Here is a 16,557-nt window from a genome sequence, read left to right as displayed (position 1 = left end):
CCACGGGCCGCGCACCGGGTTCCGCCCGGTGCGCGGCCCGTTCCCGTGCGGCGGCGGTGCGCGTCACCAGCCGGCGCGGTGCGCCTTCCGCTCGTCCGGCAGCAGGACCCACAGGGCCGCGTAGAGCAGGAACTGCGGTCCCGGCAGCAGGCAGGAGGCCAGGAAGACCGCGCGCATCGTGTTCGGGGTGGTGCCGAAGCGGCGGGCCAGCCCGGCGCACACACCACCGATCATCCGGTCGTCGCGGGGGCGGACGATTGCGGCCATGGCGGGGACTCCTTCGCTCTCTCCGGAACGCCGTCGTTCGGCGGGTACAGAACCACCGTAGGCGAGCGTTACGGGCGAAAGCGTCCCTCTACGGTGCGATTCCGACCCTGGGAGTCCTCGGGGTCGCACCCTGATCCCCGTCCTCCGGGGGAGCGAACCGCCGCGCGCCGGGACGTTCCTGCCGCACCGCACCGCGCAGCCGGGCGCGCAGCGCCGGGTAGCACAGCAGGTGCACCAGGGCCGCGCCGGTGGTGTTGAGCAGCAGCGCGTCCACGTTCGCCACCTGGCCCGGCACCGCGGGCTGCACCAGTTCTATGCCGAGGGAGATCATCGCCGCGGCGAAGACCGTGCGGGCCCACGAGCCCAGCCGCGACGTCACCCGGCCCACCGCCATCGGCAGCAGCACCCCGAGCGGGGCGAGCAGCGCCAGCCCCCCGCCGATGCCCTCCAGAGCCGCCCGGGGGCCGCTCAGCAGGTCGGCGTGGATCGAGGCGAAGGGCCGCAGGTTCGCGGGCGCGACCCAGGGGACGGACAGGGGCCGCAGCGTCAGCCAGCCGACGAACAGCAGATGGCAGCAGAGGAGTACGAGGCCCGCTGCACGGATGCGGTGGGCGGCGGAGCCGCCGTGGTGATGACGCTGCACGGCGGCGAAGACGCACACGGCACGGGCCGCGGTTCCGGGCGCCGGGGCGCCGGGCCCTCACGGGAGCGGGGTGCCCGCCGTCTCCGCCGCCTCCGGGCCGCCGCGCAGCGCGCCGGTGCACGAGTAGCCCAGCGGGGGCTTCCCGCCCCCGTCCCCCGCCGGGCCGCCGAGCACCACCGAGTCGCCCCGGCCGGTGGCGGCCGTGCCCGCGAACGTGCAGACGATCTGGGCCAGCGCGAAGGGCGGCAGCCCGCCGGGCGCCTCGCTCAGCCGCAGCGTCCCCTCGGGATCGTCCCCCTCCGGCCCGGTGACCTCCAGGCTCGCGGGGACCGCACTGCTGAACCCCGCCTCGGTCTCGGCCCCGGACGGGCTCCGCTGCAACTCGTCCAGCAGCTCGCGGGCCGCCTCCAGCCGCGCGTCCCGGCCCGGCTCCGCGCCCTCCAGCGGCACGGTGCGCTCCACGGCGGTGACGTCGCCGCCGCAGACCAGGAAGACGTCCACCCGCACGACCCCGTCCCCGGGGTACTGCTCCTCGCCGGTGCCGGGCGCCGCGCACGACACCCGCGACGGCGCCGGGCCGGCGTCCACCGGCACGGGCGTGGAGCGTATGCCGCACCCGCCGAGCGCGAGCGCCGCCAGGGCGACGGCGGCCGTACGGAGGCCGCGGGCCGTACGGAGTGTGGTGCTCATCGTCCGTCCCCCCGGCCCGTTCCGCCGCCGTCCGTGTCCGTGCCCGCGTCCGTGCCCGTGTCCGCGCCTGTGTCTGTCTCTGTCTCTGTGTCCGCGTCTGCGTCCGCGTCCGTCTCCCGGTCCGGCGCGAGGCGGCTGGCGTCGCGCGGCAGCCGCAGGGTGAAGACCGCGCCGCCCTCGGGCGCGTTCTCCGCGGTGATCGAGCCGCCGTGGATGTGCGCGTTCTCCATGGCGATCGACAGCCCCAGCCCGCTGCCCTCGGAGCGGGGCCGGGACGCGCTCGCCTTGTAGAAGCGGTCGAAGACGTGGGGCAGCACGTCCTCGGGGATGCCCGGTCCGTGGTCGGCGACCCGGATCACCAGTTCGTCCCCGCCCGCGTCCGCGCCTCCCGCCGCGGACTCCCGGGTGCGCACCGACACCCGCACCGGGGAGCCGCCGTGCTTGAGCGCGTTGCCGATCAGATTGGCCAGGATCACGTCCAGACGGCGCGGGTCGAGCCGCGCCATGATGCCGCGGTCGGCGTCGAGTTCGACCGCGTCCAGCCAGGCGCGGGCGTCGATGCAGGCCGTCACCTGGTCCGCGACGTCCACGTCGTCGAGCACCAGCCTGGCCGTCCCCGCGTCGAAGCGGGTGACCTCCATCAGGTTCTCCACCAGGTCGTTCAGCCGCCGGGTCTCGCTGACCACCAGGGTGACCGCGGGCGCGATCATCGGGTCGAGCGAGTCGATCTCGTCCTCCAGGACCTCCGTCACCGCGGTGATCGCGGTCAGCGGCGTGCGCAGCTCGTGCGACATGTCCGCCACGAAGCGGCGGCTGGACTCCTCGCGGGCGCTCAGTTCGGCCACCCGCTGCTCCAGGGACTCGGCGGTGCGGTTGAACGTCCGGGACAGCTCGGCCAGCTCGTCCGTCCCCGACACCCGCAGCCGGGTGTCCAGCTTCCCCTCGCCCAGCCGCCGCGCCGCGTCGCCCAGCCGCTGCACGGGCCGCAGCACCGTCGTGGCGGCGGCCTGCGCCAGCAGGGCGGAGCCGACCAGGGCCAGCGCGGTGGCGATCCCCAGCGACCAGGCCAGGGAGTTGAGGTCGTCCCGCTCGGGCGCGAGCGACTTGAACATGTAGCCCGTCGGCCCTCCGCCGATCACGGTGGCGCCGCCCACCAGGTACGGCTCGCCGTCCATCGTGATCCGCTGCCAGTACAGGTGGTACGGGGCCTTGTTGGAGGCGTCGACCGGGCGCTTCCTGCCCACCGCGGCGCGCAGTGCCCCGGGCACGTCCTCCAGGGTGAACTCCGGGTCGGACACCGCCGCGCACGGCGAGCCGTCGGCCTGCTCCTCGATCAGCACCACCTCGTACCGCTGGGTGCTGTTCGCCATGGTGTCGGCCGCGTCCCGCACCGCGTCGCAGGGCGGCCGGCGGGACAGGGCGCCCGCGTTGTCGCCCAGCGACTCGCGGAAGTCGTTGAGGGCGGCGTTCTGCGCCCGGGTCAGGACGGCGTCGCGGTTGATCCAGTACGCGATGCCGGAGGCGGCCACCGCCGCGGTCAGCGCGACCAGCGCGAAGACCACCACCAGCCGCAGCCGCAGACTCGTCAGCCGCAGTGCCCCGGCGAGCCTGCCAGGGGTCTCGCTCACTCCGTCTCCCCCCGAGCTTCTCCGCCCGCTCGGCGCGGACGCACTGGTATCGCGGTCGTGTGCGGGTCGGTGGCCTCGCGTGCGTCGCTCACTCCGTCTCCTCGTGAGCTTCTCCGCCCGCTCGGCGCGGACGTGCTGGTGTCGTCGCCGTGTGCGGGCTGGTGGCCTCGCGTGCGTCGCTCACGGTGCCTCCCCCCAACGGGGGTGCGGATATCAGCGCCGGGCGCCCGCCGGCGTCGCGCGCCCCTCTCACGCGGGGGGATCCAGCCGGTAGCCGACGCCGCGCACCGTGCGGATCAGCGTCGGCGAGGAGGGGACGTCCTCGACCTTGGCGCGCAGCCGCTGGACGCACGCGTCGACCAGCCGGGAGTCGCCCAGGTAGTCGTGCTCCCACACCAGCCGCAGCAACTGCTGCCGCGACAGCGCCTGCCCGGGGCGGCGGCTCAGCTCCAGCAGCAGCCGCAGCTCGGTCGGGGTGAGCTGGAGGTCCCTGCCGTTCTTGGTCACGGTCATCGCCGAGCGGTCGATGACCAGCGCGCCGAAGGTCGCCGAGTCGTTCGCCTCGCGCTCGCCGCGCCGCATCACCGCGCGGATGCGGGCGTCCAGCACCCGCCCCTGCACCGGCTTGACGACGTAGTCGTCCGCGCCGGACTCCAGGCCGACCACGACGTCGATGTCGTCGCTGCGCGCGGTCAGCAGGATGATCGGAAGCTGGTCCGTGCGCCGGATGCGGCGGCACACCTCGAAGCCGTCGATGCCGGGCAGCATGACGTCCAGCACGATCAGGTCGGGCCTCTGCTCGCGCAGCAGCTTGAGGCCGTCCTCACCCGAGGCGGCGGTCACCACACGGTGACCCTGCCGGGTCAGACCCATCTCCAGGGCCGTACGGACGGCTTCGTCGTCCTCGATCAGCAACAGGAAAGGCACGCGCGCCATTCTGGCGCATCCCGTGCCCGGACCACGACCGGCCGGTGAACGGAACGCGAACGCGGGCGGGTCACGGCCTCCCCGGGGCCTGTGACACCCCTGTGACAGTCGGCGGACCCGGCGATGAAACTGCCCCGGCAGTGTATTCGCCACAAGCAAGCGCACGGGCTGGCTCCAGAGGGGGGCGCGAGATGAACACACTGCACCGCAACATCACCAGCGCGGTTATCCACACGCGCCGGCGCACCCCTGTGGTTCCGGCCCGGAGCGTGGAGAAGTCCGGTGCCGCGGGAACTCCCGGGGGAGGGTGCAACCGCGGCACCGGCCGTCAGCGGCCGGCGCACATCGCCGCCGCGCCCGAGCCGGCCGCGGGGGGCGGCCGGCGGGGGGAGGAAGCGTACGGGGAGGGCTCGGGGGAGCGGCGCCGGGGGGGCGTGTCGGAGGCGGAGTTCACCGCCTACGTCCGCGAGCGCCGCGCCTCCCTGTACGCCACCGCCTACCACCTGACGGGGGACCGCCACGAGGCCGAGGACCTGCTGCAGAGCGCGCTGTTCTCCACGTACCGCGCCTGGGAGCGGATCAGCGACAAGGCGGCGGTCGGCGGGTACCTGCGCCGCACCATGACCAACCTGCACATCAGCGCCTGGCGCCGCCGCAAGCTCAACGAGTACCCGACCGAGGAACTGCCCGAGGCGGCCGGCGAGAGCGACGCGATGCGCGGCACCGAGCTGCGCGCGGTGCTGTGGCAGGCGCTGGCGCGGCTGCCCGAACTCCAGCGCACGATGCTGGTCCTGCGCTACTACGAGGGCCGCACCGACCCGGAGATCGCGGACATCCTGAACATCAGCGTCGGCACGGTCAAGAGCAGCATCTGGCGCTCCCTGCGCCGGCTGCGCGACGACGAGGCGCTCAGCTTCGGGCGCGACCTGGAGGAGAGCTTCGGCGAGCTGGTCGCCTGACGCGCCGCGACCGGGGGACACGGGGGAGAGGACCGGGGGGTACGGGGGAGCACGGGGGGCGCGGGAGCGGGCCTGGTCGGCCGGGGGGTACGACCGGACCCGCTCTCACGCGTGCACGGACTCGGGCGCGCGGAGCGCCGCGATCCTCGCCAGCGCCTCCTCGCGTCCGCAGGCGTGGGCGCCCAGGGCGACGTGCCGCGCGACGATCGCGCCCTCGGCGCGCATCAGGGCCCAGCCGCGGCGCACCAGGACGGGCAGCGACTTGCGGCCCTCGCGCACGTCGCGCGCCAGCCGCCGCCGGAAGGTGGTGGAGGGGCGTCCGCGCAGGCACAACGCGTCGGCCAGCAGACCCAGTTCGCGGCAGCGTCCGGCGACCTCGGCGGCGAATATCCCCTCGGCGACGAACAGGCGCGCGCCCTCCAGGTCCAGCGCTTCCTCGCCGGCCCGCGCGCTCGCGGAGATGTCGTACACCGGCACGGTGGCGCGGCCCCGCTCGCACAGGGCGCCGATCGCGGCCACCGCGGCGTCGGCGTCCCAGGAGGCGGGGTGGTCCCAGTCCACCCGGCCGCCGGCGGCGAGGCGGGGCAGGGACGGGTCGCCGGCCTCCTTGTAGAAGTCGTCCAGGCGCAGCACGGGCAGCCCGGTGCGGGCGGCGAGCGAGGACTTGCCGGAGCCGGACGGGCCGGTCAGCAGGATCACGCGGGCGGTGTCGTGGGAGGTCACGGAAGACCATTGTCGGCCATTCCCGGGGGTGCCGGTGCGCGCGTGCGCGTGACGCCCGGCTCGTATACGCTGCGTCACCGTACGATCACGCACTTCGAGTTCCCTTGGTAGGTGTCCCATGACCGCTCAGCGCCGGCGTCACGCACGGGAGAGGCAGACGGGGGGCGGCGGCGTCCAGCGCGCCCTGCTGCGGGCCGGGTTGACCGTCTCCGCGGTCGGGGCCGCGATGGCCGGAGGAGCGACGGCGGCGGTCGCGGCGCCCGCCGCGCCGGGAGGGGGCGGCGAGGCGTCCGTGCAGCTGTCGCGCGTCACGTCGCTGGTCTCGCCGGACTCGCTCCAGTCCGGCGTGCACGGCATGGCCGAAGGGGTGCAGGCCACCGAGCACGCCACGGCCGGGGGGCTGCGCCCGGCCAAGGACCACCGGATCCACCCGCTGGCGGGCACGCCGGTGGACCCGCTGGACAACACGGTCGGCACCCAGGTCGCCGACTTCCGGCCGGTGAGCACCAGGACCCTCACGGGGCCGATCAGCGACGGGGGCACGATCCGCACCCTTCCGGCCGTGGGCCCGGTGGCGGGGCTGCTGCCCGGCTGAGGAGGCGCCCGTCCGGGGCCGCGGCGGTCGCGGCCCCGGACGGGCGGTCCGTCAGACGCCCATGGGGTGCCAGACGGTCTTGGTCTCCAGGAAGGCCAGCATCCGCCGGGTGCCGGGGTCGGCGGACCAGTCGGAGGTCGCGTCCGCCGGGCGCAGCACCCGCTTGAGGTTGTCGGCGGCGGCCGTCTCCAGCTCCTTCGCCAGCCCCTCGTCCGCGCCCGTCAGGTCGACGGCGTTGACGTCCTGGTGGGCGGCGAGCGGCGCGGCGATCTCGGCCGTCCGCCCGGAGAGGACGTTGACCACACCGCCGGGCAGGTCGGAGGTGGCCAGCACCTCGGCCAGCGACAGGGCGGGCAGGGGTGCGCGCTCGCTCGCCACGGCGACGGCCGTGTTGCCGGTGACGATCACCGGGGCGAGCACCGAGACCAGGCCCAGGAAGGAGGACTCCTGGGGGGCGACGACGGCGACCACACCGGTCGGCTCCGGCGTGGAGAGGTTGAAGTACGGGCCCGCGACCGGGTTGGCCCCGCCCGCGACCTGGGCGATCTTGTCGGACCAGCCCGCGTACCACACCCAGCGGTCGATCGCCGCGTCCACCCGGGCGGCGGCCTTCGCCCGCGACAGCCCCTCGGCGGCGGCGACCTCGGCGGTGAACTGGTCGCGGCGGCCCTCCAGCATCTCGGCGATCCGGTAGAGGATCTGGCCGCGGTTGTACGCGGTCGCCCCCGACCAGCCGCCGAACGCCTTGCGGGCCGCGACCACCGCGTCCCGGGCGTCCTTGCGGGAGGCGAGCGGGGCGTTCGCCAGCCAGTTGCCGCGCGTGTCGGTCACCTCGTACACCCGTCCGCTCTCGGACCGGGGGAACTTCCCCCCGACGAACAGCTTGTAGGTCTTGAGAACACCCAGCCGCGTGTGCGTTCCGGGCCTGCCGGAGCCGGTTCCGGTGGTGTCAGACATCGAGGTACGCCTCCAGACCGTGACGGCCGCCCTCGCGGCCGAAGCCCGACTCCTTGTAGCCGCCGAACGGCGAGGTCGGGTCGAACTTGTTGAACGTGTTGGCCCACACCACACCGGCCCGGAGGCTGCTCGCCATCGCCAGGATGCGCGAGCCCTTCTCGGTCCACACGCCCGCCGACAGGCCGTACTGCGAGTTGTTGGCCTTGGCCACCGCCTCGTCCGGGGTGCGGAAGGTCAGCACCGACAGCACGGGGCCGAAGATCTCCTCGCGGGCGATGCGGTGGGCCTGGGTGACGTTCGTGAAGACCGTCGGCGCGAACCAGTAGCCCCGCTCGGGCAGTTCGCACGCCGGGGACCAGCGCTCGGCGCCCTCGGCCTCGCCGCTGTCGGCGAGTTCGGTGATGCGGGCGAGCTGCTCGGCGGAGTTGATCGCGCCGACGTCGGTGTTCTTGTCCAGCGGGTCGCCGACCCGCAGGGTGGACAGCCGGCGCCGCAGTGCGTCCAGCAGCTCGTCCTGGACCGACTCCTGGACCAGCAGGCGCGAGCCCGCGCAGCACACCTGGCCCTGGTTGAAGTAGACGGCGTTCACGATGCCCTCGACGGCCTGGTCGATCGGCGCGTCGTCGAAGACGATGTTGGCGCCCTTGCCGCCCAGTTCCAGCGTGAGCTTCTTGCGGGTGCCGGCGACCGTGCGCGCGATCTGCTTGCCGACGGCCGTGGAGCCGGTGAAGGCGACCTTGTCGACGCCCTCGTGCGCCACCAGCGCCGCTCCCGTGGAGCCGTCGCCGGTGAGGATGTTGACGACGCCCCTGGGCAGCCCCGCCTGGCGGCAGACGTCCGCGAAGAACAGCGCCGACAGCGGCGTCGTCTCGGCGGGCTTGAGGACCACGGTGTTGCCGGTGGCCAGGGCCGGGGCGACCTTCCAGGCCAGCATCAGCAGCGGGAAGTTCCACGGGATGACCTGGCCGGCCACGCCCAGCGGACGGGGGTCGGGGCCGTACCCGGCGTGGGCGAGCTTGTCGGCCCAGCCCGCGTAGTAGAAGAAGTGCGCGGCGACCAGCGGCAGGTCGGCGTCGCGGGTCTCGCGGATCGGCTTGCCGTTGTCCAGGGTCTCCAGGACGGCCAGCTCGCGCGAGCGCTCCTGGATGATCCGGGCGATCCGGAACAGGTACTTGGCGCGCTCGGAGCCGGGCAGCGCCGACCAGGGGGCGAAGGCGCGGCGGGCGGCGGCCACGGCGGCGTCCACGTCCTCGGCGCCCGCGTGGGCGACCTCGGCCAGGACCTCCTCGGTGGACGGCGAGACCGTCTTGAAGACCCTGCCGCCCGCGGCCTCGCGGAACTCGCCGTCGACGAACAGGCCGTAGGAGGGCGCGATGTCCACCACGGCGCGGGACTCGGGCGCGGGTGCGTACTCGAACATGGGGCTCATCGTGATCAGTCCACCGTCACGTAGTCGGGGCCGGAGTAGCGCCCGGTGGTCAGCTTCTGGCGCTGCATCAGCAGGTCGTTGAGGAGACTGGAGGCGCCGAAGCGGAACCAGTCGGGGTGCAGCCAGTCGTCGCCGAGGACCTCGTTCACCATCACCAGGTACCGAATCGCGTCCTTGGTGGTGCGGATGCCGCCCGCAGGCTTGACCCCGACCTGCGTGCCGGTGGCGGCGCGGAAGTCGCGGACGGCCTCCAGCATCACCAGGGTGTTCGCCGGGGTGGCGTTGACCGCGACCTTGCCGGTGGAGGTCTTGATGACGTCGGCGCCGGCGAGCATCGCCAGCCAGGAGGCGCGGCGGATGTTGTCGTACGTGGACAGCTCGCCGTTCTCGAAGATCACCTTCAGGTGCGCGTCCTCGCCGCCGGCGCGGGCGCACGCCTCCTTCACGGCCCTGATCTCCTCGAGGACCCGCAGGTAGCGGCCGGAGAGGAAGGCGCCCCGGTCGATCACCATGTCGATCTCGTCGGCCCCGGCCGCCACCGCGTCGCGGGTGTCCGCCAGCTTGACGTCCAGCGCGGCCCGGCCGGCGGGGAAGGCGGTGGCCACGGAGGCGACCTTGACGTCCCGCCCGCCGCCGGCGGCCAGGGCCTCCTTGGCGGTGGCCACCATGTCCGGGTAGACGCAGATCGCGGCGACCTTCGGCACGGTGCGGTCGGTGGGGTCGGGGTTGACGCCCTTGGCGCACAGCGCCCGGACCTTGCTCGGGGTGTCGGCGCCCTCCAGGGTCGTCAGGTCGATCATCGAGATGGCGAGGTCGATGGCGTACGCCTTCGCCGTGGTCTTGATCGAACGGGTGCCGAGCTGGGCGGCGCGGGCCTCGAGGCCGACCGCGTCGACCCCGGGCAGACCGTGCAGGAAGCGGCGCAGCGCGGCGTCGGACGCGGTCGCGTCGGCCAGTTCCGGAGGCACTGCGGAAGGCTGTGCCGGAGGCGGCGCGGCGGGTGTGGTGGGAGACGTGGCAGGCATGGTCACCAGAGGAGCATATCTACGCGCGTAGCAAACTGTCATCCCCCTCCCCTCGGTTCCGGGCGGATCCCCGGGCGGGCCCGGAGGCGCCTCACCGCCCGGACGCGCGTGCGACGGGGTCAGGCAGAATCGGGGGCATGAGTGAGCAGACCAGGTACGCAGACCACACCTACCGCTCCGGCCTGGGGATGGTGGGGGGCTCCCTGCTGCTGGTGCTCGTCGTGCTGCTCGCCGCCGACGGGGTCCTCAACGGCGAGGGCCGCACCCGCTGGATCTCGCTGGCCGCGCTGGTGACGTTCGCGCCGCTGATCTTCGCCTTCTCCCTGCGGCCCGCCGTGTACGCGGGGCGCGAGCGGCTGCGGGTGCGCAACCCGTTCCGCACCATCACGCTGCCGTGGGCGTCGGTCGAGGGCGTGCGGGCCGCGTACTCCGCCGAGGTCTACGCGGGCGACGGCAAGTACCAGATGTGGGCGATCCCGGTCTCGCTGCGCCAGCGCAAGAAGGCGCTGCGGCACGGCGGGGGCCCGGCCTCGGCGAACCTGTCGGGCCCCGGCGCGGTGTTCGCCCCCGAGCACGCCGGGAGCCGGGGCTACCGGGCCCAGGCCGACCAGGCCGTCGACGAGATCCGCCTCCTGGCCGAGCGCCACGCCTCCGACGAGGGGGCGCAGGGCGCCCCGGCCGTCCGCTGGGCCTACGAGATCCTGGTCCCGGCGGTGGTCGGCGGGGTGGCCCTGCTGGTCCTGCTGCTCCAGGGCTGACGCCCCGCCCCCGCCTCTCCGGACGCCCGCCCCTCCGGACGCCCGCCCCTCCGGACGCCCGCCCCTCCGGACGCCGGGACGCCCGGAGGCGCCCCGGCGCCCGGGAGCCGTCCGGGGCCCGCGCGTCAGATGCCCGCCGCGGCGGCGAGGTCGGCCCTGAGGCCGCCCAGCACCCGGTCCGCCGTGGCGCGGGCCGCGGCCAGGTCCGAGGCGTCCGCCACGGAGACGACCGCCTCCAGGTAGCACTTCAGCTTCGGCTCCGTGCCGCTGGGGCGGACGACGACCCGGGCGCCGGTGACCCCCTGCCGGGGCTCGCCCGCCAGCCGGTAGCGCAGGCCGTCGGTCGGCGGGAGGGCGGCGCTGCCCCGGGCCAGGTCCTCGGCCGAGGTCACCGTCAGACCGGCCAGCGTGGCCGGCGGCGCCTCCCGCAGCCGGCGCATCGCGTCGGCGATCAGGGACAGGTCCTCCACCCGCACCGAGAGCTGGTCGGTGGCGTGCAGCCCGTACTCCACCGCGATGTCGTCCAGCAGCTCGGTCAGGGAGCGCCCCCGCTCCTTCAGCTCGGCGGCCAGCTCGGCGACGAGCAGCGCCGCCGTGACGCCGTCCTTGTCGCGCACGCCCTCGGGATCGACGCAGTAGCCCAGCGCCTCCTCGTAGGCGTAGCGCAGGCCGTCCACGCGGGCCAGCCACTTGAAGCCGGTCAGCGTCTCGGTGTACCGCGCGCCCGCCGCCGCCGCGATGCGCGACAGCAGGGAGGAGGAGACGATCGTGGTGGCGAAGGCGCCCCGCGCCCGCTTGTGCACCAGGTGGGTGGCCAGCAGCGCGCCCACCTCGTCGCCGCGCAGCATCCGCCAGCCCGCGTCCGCGCCCGGGTCGGGGACGGCCACCGCGCAGCGGTCGGCGTCGGGGTCGTTGGCGATCACCAGGTCCGGCTGGTGCTCGCGGGCGGTGGCGAAGGCCAGGTCCATCGCACCGGGCTCCTCCGGGTTGGGGAAGGCCACGGTCGGGAAGTCGGGGTCGGGCTCGGCCTGCTCGGCGACCTGCACCGGGGCGGGGAAGCCCGCGCGCTCGAAGGCCGCCGCGACCGTGGCGCCGCCCACGCCGTGCAGCGAGGTGTGGACGATCCTCACGTTCCGGGGCCCGCCGGCGGTGAGGACGGAGGCCGCCCGGTCCAGATAGGCGTCGACGACCTCCTCGCCGAGCGTCTCCCAGCCCGACCCGGCGCGCGGGACGTCCGCGAGCGAGCCGATGGAGGCGATCTCGTCGGCGATCTCGGCGTCGGCGGGCGGCACGATCTGGGAGCCCTCGCCGAGGTAGACCTTGTAGCCGTTGTCGCGCGGCGGGTTGTGGCTCGCGGTGACGGTGACGCCCGCGACGGCCCCCAGGTGCCGGATGGCGAAGGCCAGGACGGGCGTGGGCAGGGGGCGGGGCAGCAGGGCGGCCCGCAGCCCGGCGCCGACCATCACGGCGGCGGTGTCGCGCGCGAAGTCGGCGCTCTTGTGGCGGGCGTCGTACCCGACGACGACCAGGCCGCCGTCGTGGCCGTGCTTCCGCAGGTACGCCGCGAGCCCGGCCGCGGCCCGGATGACGACCGCGCGGTTCATCCGCATCGGCCCCGCGCCCAGCTCCCCGCGCAGCCCGGCGGTGCCGAACCGCAGGGTGCCGGAGAAGCGGGCGGCCAGTTCCTCCACGTCCCCCGCCTCGACGAGCCCGGCCAGCTCCTCCCGGGTCTCCGGATCGGGGTCCTCGGCCAGCCAGGACTGTGCCTGCGCGGTCAGATCCTCGTGCACGGTTGCCACGGTTTCTCCGCCTCTCGCGTGTCGCCTCACGGGCGGCGCGGTACGCCGCTCCTGCTTCGCTGCTTCGCTGCGCTCCCGCGCCGGTGGGCGCGGGCCTCCTCGTCCACCGCTACCCGGTGCGCCCCGCGCGACCGCCGGAGGGTGGGCCGTCCGGGTCCCCGGGGGCGCCGCGGGACCGGCCGGGTTTCCGGCCGCGCGCGGCCGCACACCACCCGTACCGCCGGATCCGTACCGCCGGACGGCGTCAGATGCGCCTGAGGACCTGGGCCAGCAGCGAGCCCATCCGGGCGGCCGAGTCGCGGCCCGCCTGGAGGACCTCCTCGTGGTTCAGCGGCTCGCCGGTCATGCCCGCGGCCAGGTTGGTGACCAGGGAGATGCCCAGCACCTCGGCGCCCGCCTCGCGGGCGGCGATCGCCTCCAGGACGGTGGACATGCCCACCAGGTCGCCGCCGATCGCCCGGACCATGCCGATCTCGGCGGGCGTCTCGTAGTGCGGGCCGGGGAACTGGACGTAGACGCCCTCCTCCAGGGTGGCGTCCACCTCCTGGCACAGCGTGCGCAGCCGCGGCGAGTACAGGTCGGTGAGGTCGACGAAGTTGGCGCCGACGATCGGCGAGACGCCGGTCAGGTTGATGTGGTCCCGGATGAGGACCGGCTGCCCGGGGCGCATTCCGGCGCGCAGCCCGCCGCAGCCGTTGGTCAGCACGACGGTCTTGCAGCCCGCGGCCACGGCCGAGCGGACCCCGTGGGCGACGGACGCGACACCGCGGCCCTCGTAGAAGTGGGTGCGGCCGAGGAAGACCAGCGCCCGCTTCTCCCCGAGCCGGTGCGAGCGGACCTTTCCGGCGTGGCCCTCCACCGCCGGCGGCGGGAAGCCGGGGAGGTCGGTGACCGGGAACTCGTGGTCCGGCTCCCCGAGCGCGTCGGCGGCCGGCACCCAGCCCGAGCCCATGACCAGGGCGACGTCGTGGGTCTCCGCGCCGGTCAGTTCGCGGAGGCGGGCCGCGGCGGCGTCGGCGGCGGCGTACGGCTCGCCGGAGTAGTCCGTGGTGGCAGATGCGTTCACGCGGATGAGGGTAGCCGGTTATCGCCTACGCGCGTAGACGGGTGTCCGATGAGTGGTCCCCCGAACGGCCGGAACCGGCCGGAAACCGCTCAGCAGGGGCGCTTGCGCAGCTCCGTCACGTAGTCGTGGGGCGCGCCGGCGGACTCCGCCGCGTCGGCGATCTCGCCCAGGTAGCGGGCCGAGGGCAGCCCGCCCTCGTAGCCGTTGAGGACGTAGCACCACGCCGGCTCGTCGCCGTCCAGGGTGTGCACCCGCACCCGCATGCGCCGGTAGACGTCCATGCCGACGCCCTCCCAGCGGTCCATGGAGTCCTCGTCCATGGGCGCGATGTCGTACAGCGCCACGAAGACCGTCGCCTTCGGGGCCTCGACGATGGTCGCCAGCGACCCCTCCCAGCCCATGTGCTCACCGCCGAAGGTCAGCCGCCAGCCGCTGAGCCACCCGGTGCCGCGCAGCGGGGAGTGCGGGGCGCGGCGGGACATCAACCGGGCGTCGAGGTTTCCGGCGTATGCGGCGTAGAGCGACATGCGACGAGGGTATAGCCGAGGGCGCGGACGAGCGGCGTCCGCCGCCCGGTGTGGCCGCCGTCACGGGCCCGGCGGGTGGTGGCCGGGGGCCGCGGGGCCCGTGCGAGACTGGGGTACGTGACTCGGATCGTGATCATCGGTGGTGGACCCGGCGGCTACGAGGCGGCCCTGGTGGCCGCGCAGCTCGGAGCGGAGGTGACCGTCGTCGACCGCGACGGTCTGGGCGGCGCGTCGGTGCTGACCGACTGCGTCCCCTCCAAGACGCTCATCGCCACCGCGGAGGTGATGACGAACTTCGACTCCTCCTACGAGGAGCTGGGCATCATCGTCGAGGACGGCACCCCCGACCCCGACAGCCCGGCCCGCGTCGTCGGCGTGGACCTGGGGAAGGTCAACCGCCGTGTGAAGCGCCTGGCGCTCGCCCAGTCGCACGACATCACCGCCTCCGTCACCCGCGGCGGCGCCCGGGTGATGCGCGGCCGCGGCCGGCTGGAGCCGCACCAGGCGCCGGACGGCTCGCGCGAGGTCGTGGTGCGGGCCGCGGACGGCAGCGAGGAGCGGCTGACCGCCGACGCCGTGCTCATCGCCACCGGCGGCAAGCCGCGCGAGCTCCCCGACGCCAGGCCGGACGGCGAGCGCATCCTGAACTGGACGCAGGTGTACGACCTCGAGGAGCAGCCCGAGGAGCTGATCGTGGTCGGCTCCGGCGTCACCGGCGCCGAGTTCGCGGGCGCCTACCAGGCGCTCGGCTCCCGGGTGACGCTGGTCTCCTCGCGCGACCGCGTACTGCCGGGCGAGGACCCGGACGCGGCGGTCGTGCTGGAGGACGTCTTCCGCCGCCGCGGCATGAACGTGATGTCGCGCTCCCGGGCCGCCTCCGTCAAGCGCGTCGGGGACCGGGTGGAGGTCACCCTCTCCGACGGCCGGGTCATCACCGGCAGCCACTGCCTGATGGCCGTCGGCGCCGTCCCCAACACCTCCGGCATCGGCCTGGAGGAGGCCGGGGTGGCGCTGAGGGACTCCGGCCACATCCGCACCGACCGGGTCTCCCGCACGACCGCGCCCGGCGTCTACGCGGCCGGCGACTGCACGGGCGTGTTCGCGCTCGCCTCGGTCGCGGCCATGCAGGGCCGGATCGCGATGTACCACTTCCTGGGCGAGACGGTGGCGCCGCTGGACCTCAAGACGGTCTCGGCGAACGTCTTCACCGACCCCGAGATCGCCACCGTCGGCTACTCGCAGGCCGACGTGGACGCCGGCCGGATCGACGCCCGCGCCGTCAAGCTGCCGCTGCTGCGCAATCCCCGGGCCAAGATGCAGGGCATCCGGGACGGCTTCGTGAAGCTGTTCTGCCGCCCGGGCACGGGGATCGTGGTCGGCGGCGTGGTGGTGGCGCCGCGCGCCAGCGAGCTGATCCACCCGATCTCGATAGCGGTCGACAACAACCTGACGGTCGAGCAGATCGCGAACACGTTCACGGTCTACCCCTCCCTGTCGGGTTCGATCGCCGAGGTGGCGCGGCAGCTTCAGACGCGGAAGACCGCCGAGGGGAGCTGACCTGCGGCCCGGTTCCACCGGGTCGTTCGCGTATACCACGGCAGGGTTCGCCCTACGAACAATTTCCGTTATTCAGTGGAAACAGCTGAAACCAGACGGTCGCCCGCGTTACTGTCTGTTTCGTGTTCGCTGCAGAACGTCGTCAACTGATCCTCGAAATGGTGCGGGCCAACGGAGCCGTGTCGCTCCGCGAACTCGCGCGTGTCGTCCAGACCTCCGAAGTGACCGTGCGTCGTGATGTCCGGGCGCTGGAGGCGGAAGGACTGCTGGACCGCCGGCACGGCGGCGCGGTGCTGCCCGGCGGCTTCACACGGGAGTCCGGCTTCCCGCAGAAGGCCCATCTGGCGACCGCCGAGAAGAGCGCGATCGCCGACACCGCCGCGAGCCTCGTCGAAGAGGGCGAGGCCGTCGTCGTCGGCGCCGGGACGACCACGCAGGAGCTGGCGCGCCGCCTGGCACGCGTCCCCGGTCTGACCGTGGTCACCAACTCCCTGCTGGTGGCACAGGCGCTGGCGCACGCCAACCGCGTCGAGGTCGTGATGACCGGCGGTACGCTGCGCGGCTCCAACTACGCGCTGGTCGGCAGCGGCGCCGAGCATTCCCTCCAGGGGCTGCGGGTCTCGCGCGCCTTCCTGTCCGGCAGCGGGCTGACGGCCGAGCGCGGCCTGTCCACCTCCAACATGCTGTCGGCGAGCGTGGACAGGGCGCTGGTCCAGGCCGCGGCGGAGGTCGTCGTCCTGGCGGACCACACCAAGCTGGGCGTCGACACGATGTTCCAGACGGTGCCCCCGGACCTCATCACCCGTCTGGTGACCGACGAGCCCCCGCAGCACGAGGAGCGGGCGGCGGCGGAGCTCCAGGCGCTGGCGGACCAGGGCGTCCGGATCACGGTGGCCGGCGCGGGGGCGGGCGCGGCCCCCGGCGCCGCGGGCGCGGCGGGTGCGGCGTACGGCGGTCCGACGGGGCCGGGCGGCCCGCCCGGCCCCGTCGGACCGGAGGGCGAGGGC

17 protein-coding genes are annotated in these 16,557 nt (G+C 74.4%); 5 read left to right on the top strand and 12 right to left on the bottom strand.

The genetic code is table 11. The annotated features are described in order from the left end of the window. Positions 1–63: 63 nt before the first annotated feature. The 5 genes from QC029_RS26375 to afsQ1 form a co-directional block, all read right to left on the bottom strand. A complete protein-coding gene (locus QC029_RS26375) occupies positions 64–267 on the bottom strand; it encodes a PspC domain-containing protein (protein WP_279558309.1) in 204 nt (67 codons plus the stop codon). Between the two features lie 88 nt (positions 268–355). Continuing rightward, entirely contained in the window at positions 356–910 is a 555-nt protein-coding gene (locus QC029_RS26370; protein ID WP_279558308.1) for a VanZ family protein, read from the bottom strand. A 57-nt stretch (positions 911–967) separates the two neighbouring features. Further along, positions 968–1,600: a hypothetical protein gene (locus QC029_RS26365; RefSeq protein ID WP_279558307.1), complete on the bottom strand. Its 633-nt coding sequence runs from the start codon at positions 1,598–1,600 to the stop codon at positions 968–970. Then, the gene (locus QC029_RS26360) at positions 1,597–3,228 is read right to left on the bottom strand and encodes a cell wall metabolism sensor histidine kinase WalK (RefSeq protein ID WP_279558306.1); all 1,632 of its coding nucleotides are present in this window, start codon (positions 3,226–3,228) and stop codon (positions 1,597–1,599) included. Before QC029_RS26360 ends, QC029_RS26365 begins: the two co-directional genes overlap by 4 nt. A 249-nt stretch (positions 3,229–3,477) precedes the next feature. Continuing rightward, a complete protein-coding gene (gene afsQ1 / locus QC029_RS26355; RefSeq protein ID WP_173915081.1) occupies positions 3,478–4,155 on the bottom strand; it encodes a two-component system response regulator AfsQ1 in 678 nt (225 codons plus the stop codon). 191 nt (positions 4,156–4,346) lie between these two features. On the opposite strand from afsQ1, the gene QC029_RS26350 reads away from it, so the two are divergent. Further along, the gene (locus tag QC029_RS26350) at positions 4,347–5,114 is read left to right on the top strand and encodes a SigE family RNA polymerase sigma factor (protein ID WP_279558305.1); all 768 of its coding nucleotides are present in this window, start codon (positions 4,347–4,349) and stop codon (positions 5,112–5,114) included. A 105-nt stretch (positions 5,115–5,219) separates the two neighbouring features. Here QC029_RS26350 and QC029_RS26345 read toward each other — a convergent pair whose 3' ends face one another. Next, the gene (locus QC029_RS26345) at positions 5,220–5,837 is read right to left on the bottom strand and encodes a uridine kinase (RefSeq protein WP_279558304.1); all 618 of its coding nucleotides are present in this window, start codon (positions 5,835–5,837) and stop codon (positions 5,220–5,222) included. A 118-nt stretch (positions 5,838–5,955) separates the two neighbouring features. On the opposite strand from QC029_RS26345, the gene QC029_RS26340 reads away from it, so the two are divergent. Next, complete coding sequence (locus QC029_RS26340) at positions 5,956–6,432, top strand: hypothetical protein (RefSeq protein WP_279558303.1); 477 nt, start codon at positions 5,956–5,958, stop codon at positions 6,430–6,432. Positions 6,433–6,483: 51 nt separating this feature from the next. Here the strand turns inward: QC029_RS26340 and QC029_RS26335 are convergent, their stop codons facing one another. From QC029_RS26335 to deoC, 3 genes are read right to left on the bottom strand one after another with little or no spacing between them, the layout of a single operon-like run. Then, the gene (locus tag QC029_RS26335) at positions 6,484–7,389 is read right to left on the bottom strand and encodes an aldehyde dehydrogenase family protein (protein WP_279558302.1); all 906 of its coding nucleotides are present in this window, start codon (positions 7,387–7,389) and stop codon (positions 6,484–6,486) included. Next, positions 7,382–8,818, bottom strand: a complete 1,437-nt coding sequence (locus QC029_RS26330; protein WP_279558301.1) for an aldehyde dehydrogenase family protein — start codon at positions 8,816–8,818, stop codon at positions 7,382–7,384. Before QC029_RS26330 ends, QC029_RS26335 begins: the two co-directional genes overlap by 8 nt. 5 nt (positions 8,819–8,823) lie before the next feature. Next, positions 8,824–9,843 (bottom strand): deoxyribose-phosphate aldolase, encoded by a 1,020-nt coding sequence (gene deoC / locus QC029_RS26325; protein ID WP_279558323.1) that lies wholly within the window; start codon positions 9,841–9,843, stop codon positions 8,824–8,826. Between the two features lie 137 nt (positions 9,844–9,980). Between deoC and QC029_RS26320 the strand changes: the two genes are divergently transcribed. Beyond that, entirely contained in the window at positions 9,981–10,601 is a 621-nt protein-coding gene (locus QC029_RS26320; RefSeq protein ID WP_279558300.1) for a PH domain-containing protein, read from the top strand. A gap of 125 nt (positions 10,602–10,726) precedes the next feature. Here QC029_RS26320 and QC029_RS26315 read toward each other — a convergent pair whose 3' ends face one another. The 3 genes from QC029_RS26315 to QC029_RS26305 all read right to left on the bottom strand — a co-directional run bounded on the left by QC029_RS26315 (position 10,727) and on the right by QC029_RS26305 (position 13,993). Further along, positions 10,727–12,391, bottom strand: coding sequence for a phospho-sugar mutase (locus tag QC029_RS26315; RefSeq protein WP_279558322.1), 1,665 nt, complete (start codon positions 12,389–12,391; stop codon positions 10,727–10,729). Positions 12,392–12,644: 253 nt separating this feature from the next. After that, positions 12,645–13,466 carry a purine-nucleoside phosphorylase gene (locus QC029_RS26310; protein ID WP_279558299.1) on the bottom strand — a complete coding sequence of 274 codons (822 nt, stop codon included), beginning with the start codon at positions 13,464–13,466 and terminating at the stop codon, positions 12,645–12,647. An 89-nt stretch (positions 13,467–13,555) separates the two neighbouring features. Next, complete coding sequence (locus tag QC029_RS26305; RefSeq protein ID WP_101256430.1) at positions 13,556–13,993, bottom strand: gamma-glutamylcyclotransferase; 438 nt, start codon at positions 13,991–13,993, stop codon at positions 13,556–13,558. Between the two features lie 108 nt (positions 13,994–14,101). Here QC029_RS26305 and QC029_RS26300 point away from each other — a divergent pair, with 108 nt between their 5' ends. Both QC029_RS26300 and QC029_RS26295 read left to right on the top strand, forming a co-directional pair. After that, positions 14,102–15,550, top strand: a complete 1,449-nt coding sequence (locus tag QC029_RS26300; protein WP_279558321.1) for an NAD(P)H-quinone dehydrogenase — start codon at positions 14,102–14,104, stop codon at positions 15,548–15,550. A gap of 122 nt (positions 15,551–15,672) precedes the next feature. Then, the coding region (locus QC029_RS26295) for a DeoR/GlpR family DNA-binding transcription regulator (RefSeq protein ID WP_279558298.1) at positions 15,673–16,557 on the top strand (885 nt) is incomplete at its 3' end.

The organism is Streptomyces sp. DH37 (assembly GCF_029813835.1).
Taxonomy (GTDB): domain Bacteria; phylum Actinomycetota; class Actinomycetes; order Streptomycetales; family Streptomycetaceae; genus Streptomyces.
Note: the sequence above shows the minus strand (reverse complement) of the source record. Positions and strands in the feature narration are given on the sequence as shown.

Bases quoted from the DNA above. Each gene is read 5' to 3' on its own strand.
- QC029_RS26375 (WP_279558309.1), bottom strand. From the start codon at position 267: ATGGCCGCAATCGTCCGCCCCCGCGACGACCGGATGATCGGTGGTGTG.
- QC029_RS26365 (WP_279558307.1), bottom strand. From the start codon at position 1,600: ATGAGCACCACACTCCGTACGGCCCGCGGCCTCCGTACGGCCGCCGTC.
- QC029_RS26350 (WP_279558305.1), top strand. From the start codon at position 4,347: ATGAACACACTGCACCGCAACATCACCAGCGCGGTTATCCACACGCGC.
- QC029_RS26340 (WP_279558303.1), top strand. From the start codon at position 5,956: ATGACCGCTCAGCGCCGGCGTCACGCACGGGAGAGGCAGACGGGGGGC.
- QC029_RS26335 (WP_279558302.1), bottom strand. From the start codon at position 7,389: ATGTCTGACACCACCGGAACCGGCTCCGGCAGGCCCGGAACGCACACG.
- QC029_RS26330 (WP_279558301.1), bottom strand. From the start codon at position 8,818: ATGAGCCCCATGTTCGAGTACGCACCCGCGCCCGAGTCCCGCGCCGTG.
- deoC (WP_279558323.1), bottom strand. From the start codon at position 9,843: ATGCCTGCCACGTCTCCCACCACACCCGCCGCGCCGCCTCCGGCACAG.
- QC029_RS26320 (WP_279558300.1), top strand. From the start codon at position 9,981: ATGAGTGAGCAGACCAGGTACGCAGACCACACCTACCGCTCCGGCCTG.
- QC029_RS26305 (WP_101256430.1), bottom strand. From the start codon at position 13,993: ATGTCGCTCTACGCCGCATACGCCGGAAACCTCGACGCCCGGTTGATG.